The following is a 22,419-nucleotide window of genomic DNA, read 5'->3' on the forward strand; positions in this document are numbered from 1 at the left end:
GGCCCGGATGGACGCCGCCTGTGCCCGGACGCCGCCCCGCAACGGGCGGCGTCCGCGTTTCCGCCCGCCGGTTCCAGCCGCCGGCACCCGTGTTCGTTCCCCCGATTCCCGTCTTCGTCGCAGGGCGCTTGTGCATGGCGGCCCAGCGCCTATGCTCGCCACCACTGTCCAGCCGGGAACACCGCCGCCATGATCGCCAGCCTTTGGTTCTGCTTCCGCATCCTCGTGGCCTGGGCGCTGGCGTTGATCGTGCTGGGCATCATATGGGCGCAGGTCTTCGGCGACCCCGGCGCGATATTCGCGTTGCTGGTGATCGGCGTGCTGGCGATGGCGGCGATCAGTGCCGCCAGCCATCTGCACCGGGTCAAGCTGACGGCGGGCCGCCTGGACCACGACAGCCTGTCCAGCCGCCAGCGGCGCCAGATCGAACTGCCGTTCGATGCCGGGCAGGCGTTCGCGCTGGTCGAGTCGGTGATCGCGGGGCTGCCGCGCGTCACCGATATCGAAAGCTCGCCCGGCAGCCTGCAGCTGCGCGCCAAGCTCGTGCGCGTGGACCCCTACAACATGAGCCCGCCCTCGCGCTGGAACCCGCGGTCGTGGCTGGCGATCAAGCGCAACCAGGTGTCGGCGACGGTGACGCCCGGCCAGGGCACCAGCAGCGTCTCCCTGCTGTTCGAGCCCGAGGCCGGCGCCTGGGCCGACCTGCTGATACCGGACGAGGGCAGCAACCGCGAGAACGCCGAGGCGGTCAGCCGCGCGATGCGCCGGCGCGTGGCCGAGCTGCGCCGCGACGAACGCGAGATGGCCGAGCGCACCGAGGCGGAGAAGGAACTGAGCGTGGCGCGGTTGAACCTGCTGCATGCGCAGGTCGAACCGCACTTCCTCTACAACACCCTGGCCAACGCGCAGGTGCTGACCCGCACCGATCCCGAACGCGCCGAACGCATGCTCGGCCACCTGATCCAGTACCTGCGCAGCTCGCTGCCGGGGATCGACCAGTCGCTGTCGACCCTGGGGCAGGAGCTGGAGCGGGTGCAGGCCTACCTGGAAATCCTGCGCATCCGCATGGGCGCGCGGCTGGCGGTGCGGATCGACGTGCCCGAAGCGCTGCAGGACGTGGTGCTGCCGTCGATGGCGCTGCAGACGCTGGTGGAGAACGCGATCAAGCACGGGCTGGAACCCAAGCCCGGTGGCGGCACGATCTGGGTGCTGGCGCGCGAGGCCGATGGCCAGGTCCACCTCACCGTGGCCGACGACGGCCAGGGCGTCGGTGGCAGCAGCGGCGGCGGCACCGGCATCGGCCTGAAGAACCTGCGCGAGCGGCTGCGGCTGGGCTGCGGGGCGCAGGCCGGCTTCGCCCTGGTCTCCAACTTCCCCAGTGGCGCGGCGGCCACGATCACCCTGCCGCGCAGGCCGACCACGGCACAGGCCGCGGCGGCCGCCACCATCCAGGTACCGGAGCTGCCCCATGCAACTTGATGCCCTGGTCGCCGAGGACGAGCCGCTGCTGCGCCAGGCGCTGGTGGCGCAGCTGCAGCGGCTGTGGCCGGAACTGCGCGTCGCCGCCGAATGCGAGGATGGCGCCGCCGCGCTGGAGGTGCTGGAAACGCTGCGGCCGGACCTGGCGTTCCTGGACATCCGCATGCCCGGCGTCACCGGCATCGACGTCGCCCGCGCGCTGGAAACGCTCAGCCCCCGCACCCAGGTGGTGTTCATCACCGCCTACGACCAGTACGCGATCGATGCCTTCGAGCGCGGCGCGGTCGATTACCTGCTCAAGCCGGTGGCCGACGAACGCCTGCTGGCCACGCGCCAGCGGGTGCTCGCGCGGCTGCAGGCCGGTGCGCCGGACCGGCGCCTGCTGGACCAGTTGCTGGAACAGCTGGCGCGGCAGCCGGCCGCCAGGACCAGCGCGCCGCCGCCGGCATGGATCACCGCCAGCAACGGCCGCGAGACGCGGCTGGTGCTGCTGGAGGACGTGCTGTATTTCCGCGCCGACAGCAAGTACACCGCGGTCGTGACCGCCGACGAGGAACTGCTGCTGCGCAGCTCGCTGCGCGAGCTGGCACAGGTGCTGGACCCGCAGTGCTTCCGCCAGGTGCACCGCTCCACCATCGTCAACATGAAAGCGGTCGCGGCAGTGAGCCGCGACGACAGCGGCCGTGGCGTGCTGCGGCTGAAGGCGCGCAGCGAGACGCTGGTGGTCAGCCAACCGTTCATGAGCCTGTTCCGCGGCATGTAAGCCCCGTCCGCGGCCCGTACAAGGAGAAGTGCCATGCAGTACCTGACGTTCCTGCTCGGCAGCCTGCTGGCGATGCTGGGCTACCGCGAACCCCAGGGCCAGACCTCGATCGTCCGCATCAGCGGCGAGCAGGCCGTGCTCAGCCGCACCACGGTGTCCGGCGACCATGCCCGCTTCCAGTGCCTGCAGAGCCAGAGCGGCAACTGCTTCTACCGGCTCTACCGCGAGCACTGCCGCGACCAGGCGGGCGGGGAGCTGTGCCAGCGGCAGGCGCTGGGCGATTTCAGCCTGGTGGTGGGCGGGGTGCGCGACGTGCAGGGCCTGCCGCATGGCTTCGGCCAGCAGGTGCGGGCCCACAACGCGCAACGCCGCGACTGAGCGCGGCGTTGCGGGAGCGAGGCAGCGGCAGCGGGATCAGAACGCCGGTTGCAGGCGCAGCCCGTCGTCGCCGATGTGGTTGAGCTTGCCGACCAGTTCGGAGTGCTGCCGCATGCGGCCCAGCTCGCGCATGATGCGGATGTCCTCGTGGCGCAGTTCGCGGCGGGACGCCACCGCCTGCTTGTAGTCGAGCACTTCGGGGTAGTGCTGGGCCATCTCCAGCGCTTCGGCCACGGTTTCCACGCTGTCGGCGTCGGAACTGATGCGGGCGCGGCTGTTGAACGCCTTCATCCAGCGCTCGAAGCCGGCGGTGTCGTCGAACATGTTGGCCATGAACCAGATCACGAACAGGATCGACACCCACGAGCCGAACACGATCACCACGCGGGTGAAGGTGATATGGAAATCATCGCGCCACAGGTAGTTGGTGATCAGCCCCAGGATCAACAGCGAGGACGCCTGCCAGAGCACGATGGACGCCATCAGCCACTGGCACTTGGCCTTGGCCAGCACCGACACCTCGCCGCGTATCTGTTCGTCGCTGAGGTTCTTCCAGTGTTCGACCTGTTTCTCGAACGGACTGCGGTACAGCTCATTGTCCTGCAGCAACAAACCCAAACCCTTGAACAACGCGATCATGTGGAGCTCCTTGCAGATACTGGCTGGAACGAGCGACGGATACGGCGTGGAACGATCTGGCGGCTCCAGTTCTAGCACTTTCGCGCCGCTTGGCAATGGGCACGATGCGATGACGCCGCCGCGCGGCCGCGGACCGGCGCACGCCCGGCCCTGGAGTTTTGCGGTGCGTCATCGTGCAAGTGGCGGAATCGAAAATCGAAAGGGCAGCGGCATGCTGCGGACGCACATGCGGCGCGAGGGGGCCGGATGCGGCCATTGCCCGGCCGGGCCGGCCGTCGCGCCGTGGCCGCCGCCGCCGGCGTGCGCGGCCGTTCCACTACGATGTGGCGCATGTCGCTCCTGTCCACGCCCGTGTCCTCGGTGGTCACCGCGCAGATCCGGCGCTGGGTGCTCGACGCCTTCCCGCGCGAACCCAGCGGCATCGATTACGACGCGCCGGCCGGCGACCCGGGCTGGTTCGGCCCCGACAGCGTGACCTGGCGCATCCATTCCGAATTCCCGGGCATGCTCGCCGGCGGCCTGTGCGCGCTGATGCTGCAACTGCTGCACCCGCGCGCGCTGGCCGGCGTCTACGACCATTCCAACTTCCGCCACGACCTGGTCGGGCGGCTGCGCCGCACCACCGCGTTCGTCGCCGGCACCAGCTACGCGCCGGCGGCCGCGGCCCAGGCACTGGTCGACCGGGTCCGGCGCATCCATGCAGGCGTCACCGGGACCTTGCCCGATGGCCGCGCGTATGCCGCCGACGATCCGGAACTGCTCACCTGGGTACACGTCACCGAGGCCTATGGTTTCCTCGAAGGTTGCCGCCGTTATTGCCGCCAGGTGCCGGCAGCCATCGCCGACCGCTATTACGCCGAATACCGGCGCGTGGCCGAGGCACTGGGCGCGCGCGCGGTGCCGGCCAGCCAGGCGCAGGTGCGCGCGTACTTCGCCGCGCAGCAGCCGCAGCTGCGCATGGATGCGCGTTCGCGCGAGGTGCTGGCGGTGCTCGAGGGCGTACGCCTGCCGGTGCCGTTGCCGGGGGCCTCGCGCGACCTGTTCCTGTCCGCGGGTGCGGCGCTGTTGCCCGACTGGGCACCGCCCCTGCTCGGGCGCCGCCGCGGCCAGCAGCTGCGCGCGGCGCTGGCCGCGCGCCTGCTGCGCGGGTCGGCGCCGTTGTTCCGCGCCGCGCTGGGCGACGGCATCGCCGCGCGCGCCTGCCGGCGCATGGGCCGCGACCCGCAGCTACTGCTGCACTGGCCGCCGTGACCCCGGAACACCAGGGTCAGGCGCGGATCGCCGCGCGCACGCGCTGGCGCAGGCGCCGTGCCGTCACCAGACCTTGACCCGCTTGTCCGGGGCCAGGTACAGCGCCTGGCCTTGCTCCACCCCGAACGCCGGATACCACGCATCGAGATTGCGCACGGTCAGTGCGCGGAACTGGCCCGGCGCGTGCACGTTGGTCAACAGCGAGTTGCGCAGCGCCTGTTCGCGCATCTTGCTGCGCCAGGCCTGGGCGAAGCCGAGGAAGAAGCGCTGGTCCGGGGTGAAGCCCTCCAGGTCCTGCGCCGGCTTGCCCTGCCGCGCCAGGCGGTAGGCGTCGTACGCGGTCGCCAGCCCGGCCACGTCGGCGATGTTCTCGCCCAGGGTCAGGCGGCCATTGACGTGCACCCCCGGGAACGGCGCGTAACCGCTGAACTGCGCGGCCAGCGCGTCGCCGGCGGCGTTGAACTGCTTCAGGTCTTCGGCCGTCCACCAGTTGTGCAGCCTGCCGGTCTCGTCGAACAGCGCGCCGGCGTTGTCGAAGCCGTGGCTGATCTCATGGCCGATCACCGCGCCGATGGCGCCGTAGTTCACCGCGTCGTCGGCCGCGGGGTCGAAGAACGGCGGCTGCAGGATCGCGGCCGGGAACACCAGACGGTTCTCCAGCGGCACGTTCATCGCGTTGATGGTCTGCGGCAGCATCGCCCATTCGCCGTGGTCCACCGGCTGGCCGAGCTTGGCGATGTTGCGCCGGTACTCGAACAGCGCCGCGCGCTGCGCGTTGCCCAGCGCGTCGTCGCGCTTCACTTCCAGCGCGCCGTAGTCGCGCCACTTGTCCGGGTAGCCCATGCCCACCTTGAGCCCGGCGACCTTGGCCTTGGCATGCGCCTTGGTCTCCGGCGACATCCACTGCAGCGCGTCGATGCGCCTGGCGAAGGCGGCGATGATGTTCCTGGCCATCTCGTCGGCGCGCGCCTTGGTGGCGGCATCGAAATGACGCGCGACGTAGAGCTTGCCGACCGCCTCGCCAAGGGCGTTGTTGGTCTCGTCGACGGCGCGCTTCCAACGCTCGCTCTGTTGCGGGGTGCCGCTCATCGCGGTGCCGTGGAAGGCGAAGTGCGCATCGGCGAATGCCTTGGGCAGGTACGGCGCGGCCTCGTCCAGGGCGCGGAACGCGAGGTATTCCTTCCATGTGTCCAGCGGTTCGCTGGCGACCAGCCTGGACAACCCGGCCACCGCCCGCGGCTGCCAGACGATGAAATCCTGCTGCGCCGACAGGCCGGCCGCGTCCAGGAACGCCGCCCAGTCCAGGCCCGGCGCCTTCGCCGCCAGCTCGGACTGTTTCCAGGCATTGGCGCCCTTTTCGACGTCGTTGGTTTCTTCCTGGGTGGCGTGCGCGCGCGCGATCCGCGTTTCCAGCGCGACGATGCGCGCGGCCTTGGCCGCGGCGGCGCGGTCGCCGGACAGTTCCAGCAACCGCGCGACGTAGCCCTCGTAAGCCTTGCGCAGCTCGGCCATGCGGCCGCCTTGCAGGTAGAAGTCGCGGTCGGGCATGCCCAGCCCGCCCTGCACCAGGTAGGGCACGTTGCGGTCCGGCTGCAGCAGGTCCACCGACACCCACAGGCCGAACAGGTGCGGGGTGTAGAAATGGGTGGCGTTGAGCAGGTCGACATCGGCGCGCAGGCTGGCGCCCAGTGCCCGCGCCAGCGCCTGGCGGTCGCCGATGCCGGCGATGGCCTGCAGCTGCGGCTGCAGCGGTGCCACGCCGCGCGCCTCGATGCCGGCCTCGTCCATGAACGCGGCGTAGTAGTCGCCGATCCTGCGCGCCTCGCCGTCGCTGGCGCGCGTGGCATCTTCCAGGATCGCGCGGGTGTCGCCCAGGGTCTTCTCGTAGATGATGTTGAAGCTGCCGTAGCTGGAACGGTCGGCCGGGATCGCGGTGCGCTGCACCCACTGGCCATTGGCGAAATCGAAGAAGTTGTCGCCGGCGGCCACGCTGCGGTCCATGCCCGAGACGTCGAAGCCGAAACTGCCCAGTTGCGGCCGGGCGCTGGCAACCGGGCTGGCGGTGGCGGCAGCGTCGCCGGTGGGGGCCTTGCCGCCGCCGCAGCCGCCCAGTGACAGCGCGGCCCCGAGAGCGAGTGCGAGGATCGAACGTTGCAGGGCCATGGCGGTTCCGGAATCTGGGATGGAGTGCGCAGTCTAGTGCCGCACCCGCACCCGCGCCTTGCCGATTGCGGTACTTCTGGCATGCCGACTCTTCCCGTCCGGGGCGTTTGTACTGCATGCTGTGGAACGGACATCGACAGCGACTTCCGGGGAGGACGGAAGTCGCGTTGCGTGCGTGCGGCGCGGCGCGAACCAGGCGGCCGGCCGCGTGCGGCCGGCGGTTTCCGATGGCGCAGGGGACAACGAGCGAGACCATGCACGCACAGCGAATGCCGACGCAGGGAAGATGCGGGTGCCCCGGGGCATGAGCCAGCCGTTGCGCCAGGTCGTCGTGTTCGGTGCCGTGATCGCGCTGTTGCTGGCGGCGACCCTGGCGATCATGTTGTGGAACGACCGCGGCAGCCGCCTGCAGGCGGCGCAGCGCCAGAGCATGGCCCTGGCGACCGGCAGCGACCGCCTGCTGCGGGCGGAACTGACCACGATGGAACGCGCACTGCGCGGCGCCGCCCGCGACGGCCGCGAATACTACCGGCAGGTGCCGGAGCGGGCGCCGGCGCTGCTCGCCGCCAGCGTGCGCGGCACGCTCGAACGCAATACCGACCTGGCCGCGATCACCGTGGTCGACGATGCCGGCATGCCGCTGGGCGAAGGCCGCGGCGATCCGACGCTCGCGCAATGGGTGGTGCCGGAGAACCGCGTGCTGGCCGGCGAGCTGTATGTCGGCGGGCTGGAGGCGCTGCCCGGCGGTGGCATGGTGCTGTTGACCGCGGTGCCGGTGCAGCCGGGCCAGTGGCTGCTGGCGCGCGTGCGGCTGGCGGTGTTCCAGCGCGTGGTCAGCGGCCTGGATACCGGTCGCAGTGGCGTGGTCTCGATCAGCAGCCGCCAGGGCGCGCTGCTGGCGCACAGCCTGGATCCGTCGGCGGTGGAGCGGCCGCTGCCGCGGCCGCTGCGGCCGCTGCCCGGGTCGGACCAGGTGCAGGCGCTGGGGGTGGCGACCAGTCCGCTGGACGGCGTGCGCCGCGTCGTCGCGGTGAGCGTGCCGCACGATTACCCGCTGATCCTGTTCGCCGGCCTGTCCTACGACGAGGTCATGGCGCCGTGGCGCACGTATTTCCTCGTCGCCTGCGGCATCTACCTGCTGTACCTGTGCGGGTTCGCGTACCTGTACGCCAGCATGCGCCGCGGCGCGCTGCGCCAGGCGCGGCTGGCCGACGAGCTGCGTGCCGGCGCGGCGGAGCTGGCGCTGGCGCACCAGGTCGGCAAGGTGGGGACCTGGTCGATCGACCGCAAGGACGGCACCCTGCGCTGGTCGGCGCTGACCCGGCGGATGTTCGCGCTGCCGGTGCGGCAGGCGCGGCTGGAGGAGTTCTACGCGCACGTGCACGAGGAAGACCGGCCGTGGCTGCGCCAGCAGGTCCAGCAGGCGACCGAAGCCGGGCGTGCGGTCAACGCGCTGTTCCGCCTGGTGCTGCGCGACGGCTCGGTGCGCTGGCTGTCCGCGCGCGGCGAGCGCGTGCAGGGGCTGGGGCCGCACCCGCGCATGACCGGCGCGGTCACCGACATCACCGAGCGGGTCCGCAGCGAAGCCCGGGTGCAGCGCGCCGAACACCAGTTCCGGCTGGTGTTCGACCGCAATCCCGCCCCGTTCTGGATCTTCGACCTGGACACCCTGCAGTTCCTTGAGGTCAACCAGGCGGCGATCGACCAGTACGGGTACAGCCGCAGGGAATTCCTGGCCATGACCATCCTCGACATCCGCCCGGAGGAGGCCAGGGAGGAGATCCGGCGCACGCTGGAGGCGTCGCGCGATGGCAGTTCGCCGGCGCCGCGGGTGCGCATGCACCGGCGCCGCGACGGCAGCCTGTTCGAGGTGCTGGCGCATATGGCGCGGCTGGAATTCGACGGGCGCCCGGCGTGCCTGGTGCTGGCCGAGGATGTCAGTCAGCGGTTGGCCTATGAACGCGACCTGGCCTGGCGTGCCAGCCACCACCCCGGCACCGGGCTGCTGACGATCGAGGCGCTGGCCGAGCGCCTGGACGCCAGCGGCGCCGGCTACACCATCGTCCATGCGCAGCTGCGCGGGCTGCAGATGGTGACCGATACCCTGGGCCGCGAAGCCGGCGACGAGGTCCTGCAGGCGATGGTGGCCCGGCTGGAAACGCTGGGCACGCGCTATGGCCTGCTGGCCTACCAGCCGGCGGAGGATTTCGTGCTGGCGGTGGCGCAGGAGCACGATCCCGCGCAGGCGCTGGAGGCACTGCGCGCGGCGGTATCCGAACCGGTGCGCGGCCGCGATTCCTTCCACCAGCTGGAACCGCGCATCGGCGTGGCCGGCAACCCCGGCGATGGCACCAGCGCCGACCTGGTGCTGGGCCGCGCCGCCCAGGCCGCGCACGCCGCCCGCGAGAACGGGGTGGTCGTACTGCGTTTCGACCATACCTTGGCACAGTGCCATGCCGACCGCCTGCAACTGGCCGGGCGCATCCACCTGGCCATCGAGCGCGACGAGTTCGAACTGTATTTCCAGCCGATCCGCCATGCCGCGGACGGCTCGCCGGCGGTGCTCGAAGCGCTGCTGCGCTGGCCGCAGCCCGATGGCAGTTTCATCCCGCCGTCGGATTTCATCCAGTTGTGCGAGGACACCGGGCAGATCATCGCGCTCGGCCGCTGGGTGATCCGCGCCGCGGCCCGCGCCAGCCGCGCGCTGGCCGACAACGGCTGGGCCGGGCTGCCGGTGGCGGTCAACGTGTCGGCGGTGCAGTTGTTCAACAGCGACCTGGTCGGCGAGTTCACCCAGGCCGCCGCCGAGCACGGGCTGCCGCCGGGTGCGCTGCAGATGGAGCTGACCGAGAGCAGCCTGATGCGCAACCCGGCGCAGGCGATGCAGGTGCTGGAGAGCCTGAGCGCCAACGGCATTGCGGTGGCGCTGGACGATTTCGGCACCGGGTTCTCCAGCATGTCCTACCTGCAGCACCTGGCGCTGGATTCGCTGAAGATCGATCGGGCGTTCGTTGCCGACGTGGAGCGCAACCCGCGCAACGCGGCCATCTGCCGCGCGCTGTTGTCGCTGGGGCACAGCATGGGGCTGGTGGTGATCGCCGAGGGCGTGGAGACCGAGGGCCAGCTCGACTGGCTGGTGGCGCACGGCTGCGACCAGGTGCAGGGCTACCTGCTGGGCCGGCCGATGCCGCTGCGCGAACTGCTGGCGCTGCTGGCCCTGGCGCCCGACTCAGCGTGAGCCAGGGGGGCCGGCGTCCGCGCCGAGCCGTTCCACCAGGTAGTCGATGAAACTGCGCACCTTCGGTGCCAGGTGGCTGCGGCTGGCATAGACCGCATGGATGCCGACCGGCGGCAGCCGCCAGTCGGCCAGTACCGGCACCAGGCGACCGTCGGCCAGGGCCTGGCCGACGATGAAATCCGGCTGCGCGATGATGCCCATGCCGGCGATGGCGGCCTCGCGCAGTACCTCGCCGTTGTTGGCGCGCATGCGCGCGGCCACCGGCACGCTTACCTCGCCCTGCGGCCCCTGCAGTTGCCAGCTGTCGCCCCCGGCCCAGTAGCTGTAGGCCAGGCACGCGTGCCGCGACAGGTCGTCCGGGTGTTGCGGGGTGCCATGCCGCGCCAGGTAGGCCGGCGCGGCGCACAGCACGATGGCCGCTTCGGCCAGGCGCCGGGCGATCAGCGAAGGCGCCGGCTGGCGGGTGATGCGGATCGCCAGGTCGAAGCCTTCCTCGACCATGTCCACCTGGCGGTCGGACAGCGACAGGTCCAGTTCCACCTGCGGATGGCGCTCGGCATAGCCGGGCAGCAACGGCGCCAGGCGGGCGATGCCGTAGCTGACCGGCGCGTTGATCCGCAGCCGGCCCGAGGGCTGCAGCGCCTGCGCCCCGACCGCGGCCTCCAGCGCGTCGAACTCGGCCAGCAGCTGCACGCAGCGCTGGTAGTAGGCGGCGCCGGTGCTGGTCGGGCTGACCCGCCGCGTGGTGCGGTTGAGCAGGCGTGCGGACAGGCGCTTTTCCAGCGCGGCGACCTGCCGGGTGACGGCGGCGGTGGACAGGTCCAGGGCCTGCGCGGCGGCGCTGAAACCATTGCGCTCGACCACCGCGACGAACACCCGCATGGCATCGATGGTGTCCATTGTTTCCGCTTTGGCAATAAAACGTTGATGCCGAGGTTATTTGTTGCCGGGCGCTGCGGCAATAACCTGTGTGGCATCGCATCGCCCCCTTGGAGTTCCCCATGCCATCGACATCGCTGCCGTCCCTGTACATCTCGCACGGGTCGCCGATGACCGCGCTGCAGCCCGGTGCGGTGGGTCCGCGCCTGGCCGAGCTGGCTGCCGCGCTGCCGCGCCCGCGCGCCATCGTGATGGCCTCGGCGCACTGGCTGGGCCGCACGCCGATGGTATCGGCGGCGGAGCGGCCGCGGACCATCCACGATTTCGGCGGCTTTCCCGAGGCGCTCTACCAGCTGCAGTACCCGGCGCCCGGCGCGCCGGAACTGGCGCAGGACGTGGCGGCACGACTGGCCGCGGCCGGACTGTCGCCGCTGATCGATCCGCAGCGCGGGCTCGACCACGGCGCCTGGGTGCCGTTGCGCTTCCTCTACCCGCAGGCCGACATCCCGGTGCTGCAGCTGTCGATCCAGTCGGCGCTGGGGCCCGCGCACCAATGGGCGATGGGCCGCGCGCTGGCGCCGCTGCGCGCGGACGGGGTGCTGCTGGTCGGCTCGGGCAGCATCACCCACAACCTGCACGACTGGCACCACTACGCGCAGGGCGGGGAGGCGCCGTACGTGCGTCCGTTCATCCAGTGGGTGGAGCAGAAGCTGCACGCCGATGACGTGCCGGCGCTGCTGGACTACCGCCGCCAGGCGCCGTTCGCCGAACAGGCGCACCCCACCGACGAGCACCTGCTGCCGCTGCATTTCGCCATGGGCGCGGCCGGCACGGACCGGCTCGGCGCGCGCCGCATCGACGCCGGCATCGACATGGGCTTCCTGGCGATGGACATCTACCGCTTCGACGGCGCGGCATAGGTCCGGCGCTTCCTGCGCGGATACCCGCCGCCCCCATCGGCGGCGGCGCGTGCCTGTGATAGTTTTTCCGCGTTGTTCCAACCGTCGCTGCCATGGTGGTGACTTCGTGGAGAGGCATGAACACGATCGAAGTCGTTCTGGCGATGCTGGTGGCGGTGGTCGCCAGCGGCTACCTGGTCAGGATCCTGCCGTTCTCGCTGCCGTTGCCGCTGGTGCAGATCGGCCTGGGCGCCTTGATCGCCGGCGTGTTCAAGCGCGGCCATGCGCTCGAGCCGGACATGTTCTTCCTGCTGTTCCTGCCGCCGCTGCTGTTCCTTGACGGCTGGCGCATCCCCAAGCAGGGCCTGTTCCGCGACAAGGGCGCGATCCTGGAGCTGGCGTTCGGGCTGGTGGTGTTCACCGTGGTCGGCGCCGGCCTGCTGATCCACTGGCTGATCCCGGCCATGCCGCTGGCGGTGGCGTTCGCGCTGGCGGCCATCGTCTCGCCCACCGATCCGGTTGCGGTGGGGGCCATCGCCTCGCGGGTGCCGATTCCCAAGCGGCTGATGCACATCCTGGAAGGCGAATCGCTGCTCAACGACGCCTCCGGCCTGGTCTGCTTCCGCTTCGCCGTGGCCGCGGTGATGACCGGCAGCTTCTCGCTGGCGCAGGCCTCGCTGACCTTCCTGTGGGTGGCCTTCGCCGGCCTGGCCATCGGCGTGGCGGTGACCCTGGGCGTGTCCACCTTCCAGCGCTGGCTGTGGCGCAGCTTCGGCGAGGAGCCGGGCGCGGCGCTGCTGGTCAACCTGCTGATCCCGTTCGCCGCCTACCTGCTGGCCGAGGAGTTCAACGCGTCGGGCATCCTCGCTGCGGTCGCCGCCGGCATCACCATGAGCTATGTCGAGCTGACCGGCCGCATCAGCGGCAGCATGCGGGTGCAGCGCGCGGCGGTGTGGAGCACCGTGCAGTTCAGCTTCAACGGCATCATGTTCGTGCTGCTGGGCGAGCAGCTGCCGGGTATCGTGCAGCGCGCGGTGGACACGCTGGCGGTCACCGGGCACAGCGACTGGTGGTGGCTGGCGATCTACGTGGTGGCGATCAACGCGATGCTGGTGGTGCTGCGCCTGGTGTGGGTGTGGCTGTCGCTGCGCTGGAACCTGCTGCGCGCGCGCTGGCGTGGCGAGGCGCGTGCGAACCAGACCTCGTGGCGGGTGGTGCTGGCGATGTCGGTGGCTGGCGTGCGTGGCGCCATCACCCTGGCCGGCGTGCTGACCCTGCCGCTGATGGTCCCCGGCGGCGAGCCGTTCCCGGCGCGCGACCTGGTGATCTTCCTGGCCGCGTCGGTGATCCTGGTCTCGCTGCTGGGCGCGAGCCTGCTGCTGCCGCGGCTGCTGCGCGGGCTGGAACTGCCGCGGGACGACGACAGCCGGCGGGTCGAGGACCTGGCCCGCACGCTGTCGTCCAAGGCCGCGCTGGTCGCGGTGGAGAAAGCCCGGCAGCAGCTGGTCGAGGGCCAGACCACCACCAACGTGCAGCTCTACAACGACGCCGCGGCGCGGGTCAGCCTGCTGTACCAGCGCAACCTGGAGAAGGGGCAGGGCCCCGACGAGGACCCGGAGAAGGTGCGGCGCATGGAGCAGGCCTACCGCAGCCTGCGCGCGGCCGGGCTCACCGCCGAGCGCGAGGAACTGTTCCGCCTGACCCGGCACGGGCAGATACCCGACGAGGTCGCGCGCAGGCTGATCCGCAACCTGGACCTGCTGGAGAGCCGGCAGCGGGATTGAGCCCGCGGCCGGCATTGCCGGCGCCCGCGCGGGGCGCCGCCTGGCTTACTTCCTGTTCAATTCCAGGAAATACGGCTCGACCGCGCCGTTGATCTTCAGCGTCATCGGGTTGCCGCGGCGGTCGCGGGCCTTGCCGGCCTGCACCCGGATCCAGCCTTCGCTGACCGAGTACTCCTCCACGTCATCGCGCTCGATGCCGTTGAAGCGCACGCCGACGCCGCGTTCGAGCGCGGCCGGGTCGTGGAACGGGCTGCTGGGGTTCACCGCCAGGCGGTCGGGAGGGGTATCGCTCATGATCTGTGTTCGTTGACGGCCACCGTGGCCCTCTTCATGCGCACAAGGATAACCGTTGCCGCTTCCGCTGCCGTGCGCGTGGCGGCAGAATGCGCGCCATCACGCAGTGGAGCGCCGCCATGCCCGACAACAGTGCCGATTACGAAGATTCCGACGAACTGCTGCCGACCTTCGACGAGGACGACCATCCGGCGCGGGTGTGGAACCTGCTGTGGCTGGTCAACCCGGGCGACGAGGAGGCCGCGCTGCAGCAGTTCGATGCCTGGCGCGAGGCGCGTGCCGGCGCCGAGCACGACAGCGGCGACGAGCAGTGGCTGTGGGACCTGAAGGACACGATCGACTGGCGCGCCGGCTTCTACGTGGACTGGAAGGACATCGATTCGTTCGTGGCCGCGATCGACGAGCTGGCCGCGCGCTGGAACCTGCGCATCGACTGGGGCGGTGACCTGGACGACGAGGATTTCGCGCAGGACCTCGACGTGCCGGCGCTGATGGCGACCGCGCACGACCGCCTGCGCGAGCATGGCTACACGCTGTGGAACTGGAACACCGGCGGCGACGACTATGCCGGCTGGATCGCGCTCAGCCGCGACGACGAGGCGATGCTGGCGCTGTGCTCGCTGCTGGGCGTGGAAGTGCGGCCGGGCAGCGACCCGTTCTGAATCCCGCCGCGCGTGGCTGCGGGGCTTGCCCCGCCGGCGCTGGTGGACGCGACGGGTGCCGCGGCAGGCGTGCGCGGCGAGACCCGCGCCTACGGCTGGTATTGCGCGCGCGCGTTGGCGATGACCCGCCGCACCAGTTCGCGGTCGGTGTGGCGCGAGATGGCGCGCGCGCCCAGCGCGATGGCGGTATCGCGCAGCGCCGCCGGCACGTCGTAGTGCGCGCCGCTGCGGCGGTTCTGGAATGCCCGCCGCGGAATCCCGAGCTGCTGCGCCATGGCATGCAGCTCGGGCAGGGTGTCGGCCAGCAGATGCGCCCAGCGCTCGCCGCGCCAGGGGTGTACCGCATCGTCGATATAGACCGTCACCGCGGCGCCATCGCTCAGGCCTGCGGCTTGTCGCCGGCCTCGGCCGCTGCTTCGCCTGCGTCGGTGTCCACGGCGTCATTGCCGGCGTCCGCGACCGCGGCGTCCTCGCCTTCGACGCCCTCGAACTCGGCGACCAGGCCGGCCAGGTAGTCGTCGGCGCTCTTGCCTTCGGCCGCGGCGGCGGCGTCGATCAGCTGCTGCAGCTGCTCCGAATACTCCAGCGCGACCTTGCGGCCTTCCTTCTCCTGCACGTTGGCCAGGTGCTTGAGCATGGCCAGCATCGGCACCGGGTTGTCGGCGTTGCCCATGGTCTGGCCGCCGATGGACAGCAGCCACTGCCGCCCCTGCAGGCCGATGGCGGCGACCACCTGGCCTTCTTCGTTCACCAGCACGGCGTGGTTCTGCACCTGCTGCTGCGCGTCCAGGCGCAGGAACGGGCGGCGGGGCTGCTGCTTCTTGCGCTTGTCGCGCTTGGCTTTGGACTGCTTGGACATGAGGGCTGCACAAAAGGAAACGGCCGCCATTGTAGGCGGCCGCTTCGCTGGTTGCCGAACCGGCGCCGTCGCGCGGCCGTTCAGTCGACGCCCGGGCCGGGTGCGGCACCGGCCGCGGTGTCGCCGCTGGCAGGCGCGGCAGCGGCGGCAGCGGCGGATCCACCCGGAGCGGGCAGCGCGGCGATCGCCGACAGCGCGGCGGCTTCGGCCTCCTTGGTCATCACCACGATGCTGATGCGGCGGTTGATCGGGTTCTGCGGGTCGGTCTTGTCGAACAGCACCGACGACGACAGCCCGACCACCCGCGCCACCTTGTCCTCGCCCATGCCGCCTTCCAGCAGCGCGCGGCGCGCGGCGTTGGCGCGGTCCGCGCTCAGTTCCCAGTTGCTGTAGCCCAGCTGCGTGGAATAGGCGGTGATGTCGGTGTGGCCGCTGATGCTGATGTGGTTGGGCACCTGGTTGATGAAGTGCGACAGCTCGCGCAGGATCTCGCGCGTGTACGGCATCAGCTTGGCGCTGCCCATGTCGAACATCGGCCGGTTCTGCTTGTCCACGATCTGGATCCGCAGCCCTTCGGAGGTGATGTCCAGCAGCAGCTGGTCCTTGAACGGCTCCAGCGCCTGGCTCTTGCTGATCGCTTCCTCCAGCTCCTGCTTCAGCGCCTCCAGCTGCTGCTTCTCGCGCTCGCGTTCGTCCACCGGCGTGGGGATCGACTCGCGCTGGTTCTGGAACGGGTCGTTGCTGTTGCCGCGGGAGATATCGGTGGCACCGCCGAGCTTGATCATCGAGGTGCTGGCGCCGCCGGGCCCGGCCATGCCCGGCGCCGGGGTGGAGCTGGTGCCGCTCAACGGGCTCGGGTTGCGGAAATACTCGGAAATGGCCGCGCGCTCGGGCTTGCTGGTGGAGGCCAGCAGCCACATCACCAGGAAGAACGCCATCATCGCGGTGACGAAGTCGGCGTAGGCGACCTTCCACGAGCCGCCGTGGTGGCCGCCGCCCTGGATCTTCTTCACGCGCCGCACGATCACCGTGGGCTTGGCATCGTTGCTGGCCATGGCTTATTTGACCGACTTCAGGTGCTGCTCGAACTCGGTGAAGCCCGGGCGCAGTGCCGACGGCACGGTCTTGCGCGCGAACTCCAGGGCGATCTTCGGGTTGTAGCCGCGCAGGCAGGCCAGCAGCGCGGTCTTGACCGATTCGTAGATGCGCGAATCCTGTTCGGCGCGGGCCTCCACCGCGGCCGCGACCGGGCCGATGAAGCCGTAGCCGAGCAGGATGCCGAGGAAGGTGCCCACCAGGGCGCCGGCCACGTGCGCGCCGACTTCCTTGATGTCGCCGCCGATCGAGCCCATGGTGATCACGATGCCCAGCACCGCCGCGACGATGCCGAAACCGGGCAGGCCGTCGGCCACCTTGGTCAGCACGTGCGCCGGCTCCATGGCCTCGTGGTGGTGTTTTTCCAGCTCCAGCTCCAGCAGCGGTTCCAGCTCGTGCGGCTCGATGTTGGAGCCGATCATCAGCCGCAGGCAGTCGGTGATGAAGTCGATCAGGTGGTGGTCGGCCTGGATCTTCGGGTAATTGGCGAAGATCGGGCTCTCGGCGGCGTTCTCCACGTGCTCCTCGAGCGACATGAAGCCCTCGCGGCGCGCCTTGTTGAGCAGTTCGTACAGCAGGCTCAGCACGTCCAGGTAGTCCTGCTGCTTGTAGCGCGGGCCCTTGAACACGCCGACCACGGCCTGCAGCGTCTTCTTCACCGTCTTGGCCGGGGTGCCGACCAGGAACGCGCCCAGTGCCGCGCCGCCGATGATCACCAGTTCATAGGGTTGCCACAGCGCGCCGAGCTTTCCGTGCGCGCCGACATAGCCACCGAGCACGCTGAGGATGACGACAAGCAGACCGACGATGATGAGCATGGGCGCGGGACACGGGAGGGGATATCCCGTTGTCGGCCGCGCCGGCCGGAACTGAAGGGGGAAAGTGTGAACTCAGTCGGCGGGCATTGCTTCGGCCCCGCCGCGCCGCAGCGGGTCCGGCCAGCGCTCGCCGCGGCCGACGAAGGACAGCGAAACCGAGTTCAGGCAATGCCTTTCGAAGGTCGGCGGGGGGCCGTCCGGGAACACATGGCCCAGGTGGCTGCCGCAGCGGGCGCAGACGATTTCCGTGCGCACCATCCCGTGGCTGGTGTCGCGGATGCGGCCGACATGGGCCGGGTCGAACGGGGCGAAGAAGCTGGGCCAGCCGGTGCCCGAGTCGAACTTGGTGCTGGAGCGGAACAGCGGCAGGCCACACAGCCGGCAGCAGTAGGTGCCTTCGCGCTTGTTGTCCAGGAACACGCCGCAGAACGGCGCCTCGGTGCCGTGATGCAGCAGGACGCGCTTTTCGTCGTCGCCCAGGCCGGCGACCAGGGCGTCGCGCCGGGCGGCATCGGGGGGAGTCAGGTCGAAAGCGGTCATGGCCGCGCCTCCAGGGGGGAGGCCCCATGGTAGGGGGCGGCCGGCGCTGCTCCAACCGTGGCGGTTAACCCGCCTGCAGCGGCGCAGGTGCATCATGGCCAGACATGGACCCGTGGGAGTACCCGATGAAACGGATTGCCCTGCTGTTGACCACGCTGCTGGCGGCCACCCCGGCCCTGGCCCAGCTCAAGCCCACGCCGGCGCCGACCGAGACCCGGCCGGTGAGCCTGCCGCCGCCCTCGAAACCAGCCAGTGACGCCTCCGGCCAGGCGGCCGACAACGCGCGCCTGCGCGAGCGGCTGGAGGATTCGGCGGGCAAGGCGGCCCCGGTCCGGCCCCGGCCGGCGGCCAAGCCGCAAACGGCCCAGGTGCCGGTGTACGACCAGGAAGGGCGACGGCTCAACGGCATGCGCCCGGCCGGTCCGGGGCGGGTGATGGATACCCGTACCGGGCGCTACCACGACACCGTGCCCAGCGGCGACGGCGTGCGCATCGTGCGCTGATCAGCCGCGGGCCTGACCGCCGGCAACGCGCGCCGCGCAGGCATCCCTGCGGTGGCCGGAATCACCGTGCCCTGGCGCCTGCTTGACCCTTCCCGGGCGCACTGTGCGCAGGCGCGGTCGGTGCGCGCCACTGCCGTACCGGCGTACCGGGTGTCCAACCTATACCCCCCCCTCCGAACCCGGGGCATGCCGCGCAGCGCAGCGCCGGCCAGCCGGCGCCGCAGGAACCGTCGCGGCCGTCGAAGATGGCCAGCGCCAGCCAAGCCGCGGGCAAGGCGGACAAGCAGGCGCACAAGGCGCCGGAGCGGGACCGCCGCTGGCAACGCGACGGGCGTTGCGGGTTGAGCCAGCGGCGGGCCTGTCCCGCCGCTCTGCCGTCGCCGGCTCAGTCGGCGATGGGCAGGCTGAGCGTTTCCTTTACTTCCTCCATCACGATGTAGCTCTTGGATTCGCGCACGTGCGGCAGGGTCAGCAGGGTGCTGCCGAGCAGCTTGCGGTAGGAGGCCATTTCGTTGATGCGCGCCTTGATCAGGTAGTCGAAGTCGCCCGAGACCAGGTGGCACTCCAGCACGTTGGGCAGCTTCAGCGCGGCGCGGCGGAACTCCTCGAAGATGTCGCCCGACTTGTAGGCCAGCGAGATCTCCACGAATACCAGCAGCCCCGCCTTGAGGTACTGCGGGTCCAGCCGCGCGTAGTAGCCGGTGATCACCCCCTCGCGCTCCAGCCGGCGCACGCGCTCGGTGCACGGGGTGGTGGACAGGCCCACCCGTTCGCCCAGTTCGGTGAAGGAAATGCGGCCTTCGGCCTGCAGGATGCGCAGGATCCGGCGGTCGATCTTGTCCAGTTCGCGGCTGCGGGCGGCCATGGGGGCTCTGTTTTGCGTGAAGGAAACGGGAAATTACCCTGTTTTATCCGCCAATACGGGGAAAAACACTGGAATGGGCTGAATATACTGCGCCGTTCATGGCCCCTGCGCGATCCGGCGCAGGGAATTGACAGGGTCAGGGCCTGCCGCCATCCCCCGCCGCGCCTGCGCCGGGCGCGCGCAGGTTCCCAGGAGACGACGATGCGGGTTCTGATACTCGGCAGTGGTGTGATCGGCACGACCAGTGCCTGGTACCTGCGACAGGCGGGCCACGAGGTCACGGTGGTGGACCGGCAGCCCGGCCCGGCGCTGGAGACCAGCTTCGCCAACGCCGGCCAGCTCTCCTTCGGCTACACCTCGCCGTGGGCCGCGCCCGGGGTGCCGCTGAAAGCGATCAAGTGGCTGTTCCAGGAGCACGCGCCACTGGCCATCCGCCCGACCGCCGACATCGCCCAGTACCGCTGGTTGTGGCAGATGCTGCGCAACTGCACCGCCGGCCGCTATGCGATCAACAAGGCGCGCATGGTGCGCATGTCCGATTACAGCCGCGACTGCATCAACGAGCTGCGCGCGGCCACCGGCATCGACTACGAAGGCCGCCAGCTGGGCACCACCCAGCTGTTCCGCACCCAGCAGCAGCTGGATGCCGCCGCCCAGGACATCGAAGTACTGCGCCAGTACGGCGTGCCGTATGAAGTGCTGGACCGCCAGGGCATCGTCCGCGTGGAGCCGGCGCTGGCCGGCACCGCCGACACCCTGGTCGGCGCGCTGCGCCTGCCCGAGGACCAGACCGGCGACTGCCAGCTGTTCACCCACAAACTGGCCGCGCTGGCCGCCGCCGCCGGGGTCGAGTTCCGCTTCGACCAGGACGTGGCGGGACTGCAGCGCGACGGCGACCGCATCACCGGGGTGCGCATCGGCGGCCGGCTGGAGACCGCCGACCGGTACGTGGTCGCGCTGGGCAGCTATTCGCCGCAGTTGCTGGCGCCGCTGGGCATACGCCTGCCGGTATACCCGCTCAAGGGCTATTCGCTGACCCTGCCGATCACCGACCCGGCGATGGCGCCGACCTCGACCATCCTGGACGAGAGCTACAAGGTGGCGGTCACCCGCTTCCAGGACCGCATCCGCGTCGGCGGCATGGCCGAGGTGGCCGGTTTCGACCTGTCGCTGGACCCGCGCCGCCGCGCCACCCTGGAAAAGGTCGTGGGCGATCTCTACCCGCACGGCGGCGACCTGTCGCGCGCCGAGTTCTGGACCGGCCTGCGCCCGGCCACCCCCGACGGCACCCCGGTGGTGGGCGCCACCCCGTACCGCAACCTGTTCCTCAACACCGGCCATGGCACGCTCGGCTGGACCATGGCCGCCGGTTCCGGGCGCTACCTGGCCGACCTGATGGACGGCCGGACGCCGCAGATCAGCAGCGAAGGCCTGGATATCTTCCGCTACGGCGGCCAGGAGCGCGGCTGATGCGCCCGGCACAGGCCCTGATCGACCTGGACGCGCTGCGCGGCAATTACCGGCTGGCGCGCGAGCTGGGCGGCGGCAAGGCGCTGGCGGTGATCAAGGCCGACGCCTACGGCCACGGCGCGGTCGCCTGCGCGCGCGCGCTGGAAGCCGAGGCCGACGGCTTCGGCGTGGCCTGCATCGAGGAGGCGCTGGAGCTGCGCCAGGCCGGCATCGGCAAGCCGGTGCTGCTGCTGGAGGGCTTCTTCGACGCCGCCGAACTGCCGCTGATCGTCGAGCACGACCTGTGGACCGTGGCGGCCTCGCCGTGGCAGGTCGAGGCGCTGGCCGCGTTCGGCACCGACGCCACCGTGCAGGTCTGGCTGAAGCTGGACAGCGGCATGCACCGGCTGGGACTGGGGGTGGACGAGTTCCGCGCCGCGCACGCGCGGCTGTCGGCGTTGCCGCACATCGCGCCGATGGTGCTGATGAGCCACCTGGCGCGCGCCGACGAGCTGGACAGCCCGCGCACGCTGGAACAGCTGGAAACCTTCAACCGCGCCATCGACGGCCTGCCCGGCGAGACCAGCCTGTGCAACTCGCCGGCGCTGCTGGGCTGGCCGCAGGTGCGCAGCGACTGGGTGCGCCCGGGCCTGATGCTGTACGGCGCCGACCCGCTGTACCCGCAGCCGGGCCCGTACGCGGCACGGCTGCGGCCGGTGATGACCCTGCAGTCGCGGGTGATCGCGGTGCGCGAGATCGGCGTCGGCGAGCCGCTGGGCTACGGCGCGCGCTTCGTCGCGCAGCGCCCCACGCGCGTGGGCGTGGTGGCCATGGGTTACGCCGATGGCTATCCGCAGTTCGCGCCCAACGGCACCCCGGTGCAGATCGACGGCGTGCCCGGCCAGCTGATCGGGCGGGTGTCGATGGACATGCTCACCGTCGACCTGACCGATCACCCGCAGGCCGGGCTGGGCAGCATCGTGCAGCTGTGGGGCACGGCACCCACCATTTCCGAACTGGCGCCGCGCTGCAACACCAGCGCCTACCGGCTGCCGTGCAGCCTCAAGCGCACCCCGCGCGTCTATCTGTCGCAATAGGCAACAGAAAAGGGCCGCGAACGCGGCCCTTTTCCTTTCGTCCCCTGCGCTCGCGCGCGCCGCTGCCGGCATCAGAGCCCGGCGGTGGCGCGGTCCTCGCGCAGTTCGCGGCGCAGCCAGTCGTCGAGCAGGCGCTTCTCGTAGCGCAGCGGATCGGTGTCGGACAGGCGCGTGGTGCCATACAGGTAGGCGTTGTCCACCAGCTTGCGCTCGCCCTGGTCGATCACCCGGCCCTGCGCGTCGGTGACGGTGAACTGCAGGTTGATCCGCGGCGGGTAGATGTTACGCATGATGCGCACGTCGTCCAGGCGCGGGCCCTGCCACGGCTCGTAGTCGCCGGCGCGCTTGATGTCGGTGATGGTCACGCTCATCTGCTGCCCCTCGGGCAGCTTGCTGGATGCCTGCTTGCGCAGGTACTCGGCCAGGTCCACCACCCAGTTGCCGCGCTCGGCGTCCCAGCGATTGTGGCTCTGGCGCAGTTCGGTGAACCCGGACGGATCGTTCCACTGCACCTGCACCGGGCCTTCCTGGGCCAGGGCGCGCGGCGCCTGCGGGTCGGTGACAGTGGCGGGCCGGGCATCGGCGCTACCCGCCGCGAGCAGGCACGCCAGCGCCAGGGCGGTTACGGTCGGGGTTTTCATGACGAACCTCCGGAATCGGGTGTCCCTGCAGTGTGGGGGCGATCGCCGCGCCGGGCAATCGCCCGCCGCCCGGCGGTTGGAGCCGGGTTGCGGACGGTTCATCATCACATGCCGTGGATAGCC

At 70.6% G+C, this 22,419-nt stretch carries 22 protein-coding genes; 11 read left to right on the forward strand and 11 right to left on the reverse strand.

All coding sequences use genetic code 11. The features are described from left to right. Positions 1 to 189 precede the first annotated feature (189 nt). From ACJ7VY_RS01845 to ACJ7VY_RS01855, 3 genes are read left to right on the forward strand one after another with little or no spacing between them, the layout of a single operon-like run. The gene (locus ACJ7VY_RS01845; RefSeq protein WP_409476256.1) at positions 190 to 1,479 is read left to right on the forward strand and encodes a sensor histidine kinase; all 1,290 of its coding nucleotides are present in this window, start codon (positions 190 to 192) and stop codon (positions 1,477 to 1,479) included. After that, entirely contained in the window at positions 1,469 to 2,242 is a 774-nt protein-coding gene (locus ACJ7VY_RS01850; protein WP_240212919.1) for a LytR/AlgR family response regulator transcription factor, read from the forward strand. The genes ACJ7VY_RS01845 and ACJ7VY_RS01850 overlap by 11 nt, the downstream gene beginning before the upstream one ends. 33 nt (positions 2,243 to 2,275) lie before the next feature. Continuing rightward, entirely contained in the window at positions 2,276 to 2,620 is a 345-nt protein-coding gene (locus tag ACJ7VY_RS01855) for a hypothetical protein (protein ID WP_409476257.1), read from the forward strand. A 36-nt stretch (positions 2,621 to 2,656) separates the two neighbouring features. On the opposite strand, the gene ACJ7VY_RS01860 is transcribed toward ACJ7VY_RS01855, so the two are convergent. Next, positions 2,657 to 3,259, reverse strand: coding sequence for a hypothetical protein (locus ACJ7VY_RS01860; protein ID WP_409476258.1), 603 nt, complete (start codon positions 3,257 to 3,259; stop codon positions 2,657 to 2,659). Positions 3,260 to 3,589: 330 nt separating this feature from the next. Here ACJ7VY_RS01860 and ACJ7VY_RS01865 point away from each other — a divergent pair, with 330 nt between their 5' ends. Continuing rightward, on the forward strand, positions 3,590 to 4,510 hold the full coding sequence (locus ACJ7VY_RS01865) for an oxygenase MpaB family protein (protein ID WP_312347873.1): 921 nt from the start codon (positions 3,590 to 3,592) through the stop codon (positions 4,508 to 4,510). A 63-nt stretch (positions 4,511 to 4,573) separates the two neighbouring features. On the opposite strand, the gene ACJ7VY_RS01870 is transcribed toward ACJ7VY_RS01865, so the two are convergent. Next, positions 4,574 to 6,673: a M13 family metallopeptidase gene (locus ACJ7VY_RS01870; RefSeq protein ID WP_409476259.1), complete on the reverse strand. Its 2,100-nt coding sequence runs from the start codon at positions 6,671 to 6,673 to the stop codon at positions 4,574 to 4,576. A gap of 304 nt (positions 6,674 to 6,977) precedes the next feature. Here ACJ7VY_RS01870 and ACJ7VY_RS01875 point away from each other — a divergent pair, with 304 nt between their 5' ends. Then, positions 6,978 to 9,911 (forward strand): EAL domain-containing protein, encoded by a 2,934-nt coding sequence (locus ACJ7VY_RS01875; protein ID WP_409476260.1) that lies wholly within the window; start codon positions 6,978 to 6,980, stop codon positions 9,909 to 9,911. Here ACJ7VY_RS01875 and ACJ7VY_RS01880 read toward each other — a convergent pair. Then, positions 9,903 to 10,811: a LysR family transcriptional regulator gene (locus ACJ7VY_RS01880; RefSeq protein ID WP_409476261.1), complete on the reverse strand. Its 909-nt coding sequence runs from the start codon at positions 10,809 to 10,811 to the stop codon at positions 9,903 to 9,905. The genes ACJ7VY_RS01875 and ACJ7VY_RS01880 overlap by 9 nt on opposite strands. 101 nt (positions 10,812 to 10,912) lie before the next feature. Here ACJ7VY_RS01880 and ACJ7VY_RS01885 point away from each other — a divergent pair, with 101 nt between their 5' ends. Beyond that, the gene (locus tag ACJ7VY_RS01885; protein WP_409476262.1) at positions 10,913 to 11,710 is read left to right on the forward strand and encodes a DODA-type extradiol aromatic ring-opening family dioxygenase; all 798 of its coding nucleotides are present in this window, start codon (positions 10,913 to 10,915) and stop codon (positions 11,708 to 11,710) included. A 116-nt stretch (positions 11,711 to 11,826) separates the two neighbouring features. Then, positions 11,827 to 13,473: a Na+/H+ antiporter gene (locus ACJ7VY_RS01890; protein WP_409476263.1), complete on the forward strand. Its 1,647-nt coding sequence runs from the start codon at positions 11,827 to 11,829 to the stop codon at positions 13,471 to 13,473. Between the two features lie 45 nt (positions 13,474 to 13,518). Here ACJ7VY_RS01890 and ACJ7VY_RS01895 read toward each other — a convergent pair whose 3' ends face one another. Further along, a complete protein-coding gene (locus ACJ7VY_RS01895) occupies positions 13,519 to 13,767 on the reverse strand; it encodes a DUF3297 family protein (protein WP_104937898.1) in 249 nt (82 codons plus the stop codon). A gap of 119 nt (positions 13,768 to 13,886) precedes the next feature. Between ACJ7VY_RS01895 and ACJ7VY_RS01900 the strand changes: the two genes are divergently transcribed. After that, the gene (locus ACJ7VY_RS01900; protein WP_409476264.1) at positions 13,887 to 14,429 is read left to right on the forward strand and encodes a hypothetical protein; all 543 of its coding nucleotides are present in this window, start codon (positions 13,887 to 13,889) and stop codon (positions 14,427 to 14,429) included. A gap of 89 nt (positions 14,430 to 14,518) precedes the next feature. Here ACJ7VY_RS01900 and ACJ7VY_RS01905 read toward each other — a convergent pair whose 3' ends face one another. The 5 genes from ACJ7VY_RS01905 to msrB form a co-directional block, all read right to left on the reverse strand. After that, positions 14,519 to 14,794, reverse strand: a complete 276-nt coding sequence (locus ACJ7VY_RS01905; protein ID WP_409476265.1) for a DUF4031 domain-containing protein — start codon at positions 14,792 to 14,794, stop codon at positions 14,519 to 14,521. Positions 14,795 to 14,808: 14 nt separating this feature from the next. Further along, complete coding sequence (locus ACJ7VY_RS01910) at positions 14,809 to 15,288, reverse strand: hypothetical protein (protein WP_409476266.1); 480 nt, start codon at positions 15,286 to 15,288, stop codon at positions 14,809 to 14,811. 80 nt (positions 15,289 to 15,368) lie between these two features. Continuing rightward, on the reverse strand, positions 15,369 to 16,343 hold the full coding sequence (gene motB, locus ACJ7VY_RS01915) for a flagellar motor protein MotB (RefSeq protein ID WP_409476267.1): 975 nt from the start codon (positions 16,341 to 16,343) through the stop codon (positions 15,369 to 15,371). Between the two features lie 3 nt (positions 16,344 to 16,346). After that, on the reverse strand, positions 16,347 to 17,201 hold the full coding sequence (gene motA / locus ACJ7VY_RS01920) for a flagellar motor stator protein MotA (protein ID WP_182336037.1): 855 nt from the start codon (positions 17,199 to 17,201) through the stop codon (positions 16,347 to 16,349). Positions 17,202 to 17,273: 72 nt separating this feature from the next. Further along, complete coding sequence (gene msrB, locus ACJ7VY_RS01925; RefSeq protein ID WP_104937903.1) at positions 17,274 to 17,741, reverse strand: peptide-methionine (R)-S-oxide reductase MsrB; 468 nt, start codon at positions 17,739 to 17,741, stop codon at positions 17,274 to 17,276. A 125-nt stretch (positions 17,742 to 17,866) separates the two neighbouring features. Here msrB and ACJ7VY_RS01930 point away from each other — a divergent pair, with 125 nt between their 5' ends. Further along, positions 17,867 to 18,244: a classical arabinogalactan protein 4 gene (locus tag ACJ7VY_RS01930; protein WP_104937904.1), complete on the forward strand. Its 378-nt coding sequence runs from the start codon at positions 17,867 to 17,869 to the stop codon at positions 18,242 to 18,244. Positions 18,245 to 18,629: 385 nt separating this feature from the next. On the opposite strand, the gene ACJ7VY_RS01935 is transcribed toward ACJ7VY_RS01930, so the two are convergent. Next, positions 18,630 to 19,109, reverse strand: a complete 480-nt coding sequence (locus tag ACJ7VY_RS01935) for a winged helix-turn-helix transcriptional regulator (protein ID WP_104937905.1) — start codon at positions 19,107 to 19,109, stop codon at positions 18,630 to 18,632. 201 nt (positions 19,110 to 19,310) lie between these two features. Between ACJ7VY_RS01935 and ACJ7VY_RS01940 the strand changes: the two genes are divergently transcribed. Next, positions 19,311 to 20,579, forward strand: coding sequence for a D-amino acid dehydrogenase (locus ACJ7VY_RS01940; protein ID WP_409476268.1), 1,269 nt, complete (start codon positions 19,311 to 19,313; stop codon positions 20,577 to 20,579). Continuing rightward, positions 20,579 to 21,655 (forward strand): alanine racemase, encoded by a 1,077-nt coding sequence (gene alr, locus ACJ7VY_RS01945; protein WP_409476269.1) that lies wholly within the window; start codon positions 20,579 to 20,581, stop codon positions 21,653 to 21,655. The genes ACJ7VY_RS01940 and alr overlap by 1 nt, the downstream gene beginning before the upstream one ends. 71 nt (positions 21,656 to 21,726) lie before the next feature. Here alr and ACJ7VY_RS01950 read toward each other — a convergent pair whose 3' ends face one another. Then, entirely contained in the window at positions 21,727 to 22,296 is a 570-nt protein-coding gene (locus tag ACJ7VY_RS01950) for a DUF3016 domain-containing protein (protein WP_161614301.1), read from the reverse strand. Between the last annotated feature and the right edge of the window lie 123 nt (positions 22,297 to 22,419).

The sequence above is a fragment of the Stenotrophomonas sp. Y-13 genome, from assembly GCF_046267925.1.
Classification (GTDB): Bacteria; Pseudomonadota; Gammaproteobacteria; order Xanthomonadales; family Xanthomonadaceae; genus Stenotrophomonas; species Stenotrophomonas acidaminiphila_A.

Coding starts and splice junctions, on each gene's coding strand:
- ACJ7VY_RS01845 (WP_409476256.1), top strand. CDS start 190: ATGATCGCCAGCCTTTGGTTCTGCTTCCGCATCCTCGTGGCCTGGGCG.
- ACJ7VY_RS01850 (WP_240212919.1), top strand. CDS start 1,469: ATGCAACTTGATGCCCTGGTCGCCGAGGACGAGCCGCTGCTGCGCCAG.
- ACJ7VY_RS01855 (WP_409476257.1), top strand. CDS start 2,276: ATGCAGTACCTGACGTTCCTGCTCGGCAGCCTGCTGGCGATGCTGGGC.
- ACJ7VY_RS01860 (WP_409476258.1), bottom strand. CDS start 3,259: ATGATCGCGTTGTTCAAGGGTTTGGGTTTGTTGCTGCAGGACAATGAG.
- ACJ7VY_RS01865 (WP_312347873.1), top strand. CDS start 3,590: ATGTCGCTCCTGTCCACGCCCGTGTCCTCGGTGGTCACCGCGCAGATC.
- ACJ7VY_RS01870 (WP_409476259.1), bottom strand. CDS start 6,673: ATGGCCCTGCAACGTTCGATCCTCGCACTCGCTCTCGGGGCCGCGCTG.
- ACJ7VY_RS01875 (WP_409476260.1), top strand. CDS start 6,978: ATGAGCCAGCCGTTGCGCCAGGTCGTCGTGTTCGGTGCCGTGATCGCG.
- ACJ7VY_RS01880 (WP_409476261.1), bottom strand. CDS start 10,811: ATGGACACCATCGATGCCATGCGGGTGTTCGTCGCGGTGGTCGAGCGC.
- ACJ7VY_RS01885 (WP_409476262.1), top strand. CDS start 10,913: ATGCCATCGACATCGCTGCCGTCCCTGTACATCTCGCACGGGTCGCCG.
- ACJ7VY_RS01890 (WP_409476263.1), top strand. CDS start 11,827: ATGAACACGATCGAAGTCGTTCTGGCGATGCTGGTGGCGGTGGTCGCC.
- ACJ7VY_RS01895 (WP_104937898.1), bottom strand. CDS start 13,767: ATGAGCGATACCCCTCCCGACCGCCTGGCGGTGAACCCCAGCAGCCCG.
- ACJ7VY_RS01900 (WP_409476264.1), top strand. CDS start 13,887: ATGCCCGACAACAGTGCCGATTACGAAGATTCCGACGAACTGCTGCCG.
- ACJ7VY_RS01910 (WP_409476266.1), bottom strand. CDS start 15,288: ATGTCCAAGCAGTCCAAAGCCAAGCGCGACAAGCGCAAGAAGCAGCAG.
- motB (WP_409476267.1), bottom strand. CDS start 16,343: ATGGCCAGCAACGATGCCAAGCCCACGGTGATCGTGCGGCGCGTGAAG.
- motA (WP_182336037.1), bottom strand. CDS start 17,201: ATGCTCATCATCGTCGGTCTGCTTGTCGTCATCCTCAGCGTGCTCGGT.
- msrB (WP_104937903.1), bottom strand. CDS start 17,741: ATGACCGCTTTCGACCTGACTCCCCCCGATGCCGCCCGGCGCGACGCC.
- ACJ7VY_RS01930 (WP_104937904.1), top strand. CDS start 17,867: ATGAAACGGATTGCCCTGCTGTTGACCACGCTGCTGGCGGCCACCCCG.
- ACJ7VY_RS01935 (WP_104937905.1), bottom strand. CDS start 19,109: ATGGCCGCCCGCAGCCGCGAACTGGACAAGATCGACCGCCGGATCCTG.
- ACJ7VY_RS01940 (WP_409476268.1), top strand. CDS start 19,311: ATGCGGGTTCTGATACTCGGCAGTGGTGTGATCGGCACGACCAGTGCC.
- alr (WP_409476269.1), top strand. CDS start 20,579: ATGCGCCCGGCACAGGCCCTGATCGACCTGGACGCGCTGCGCGGCAAT.
- ACJ7VY_RS01950 (WP_161614301.1), bottom strand. CDS start 22,296: ATGAAAACCCCGACCGTAACCGCCCTGGCGCTGGCGTGCCTGCTCGCG.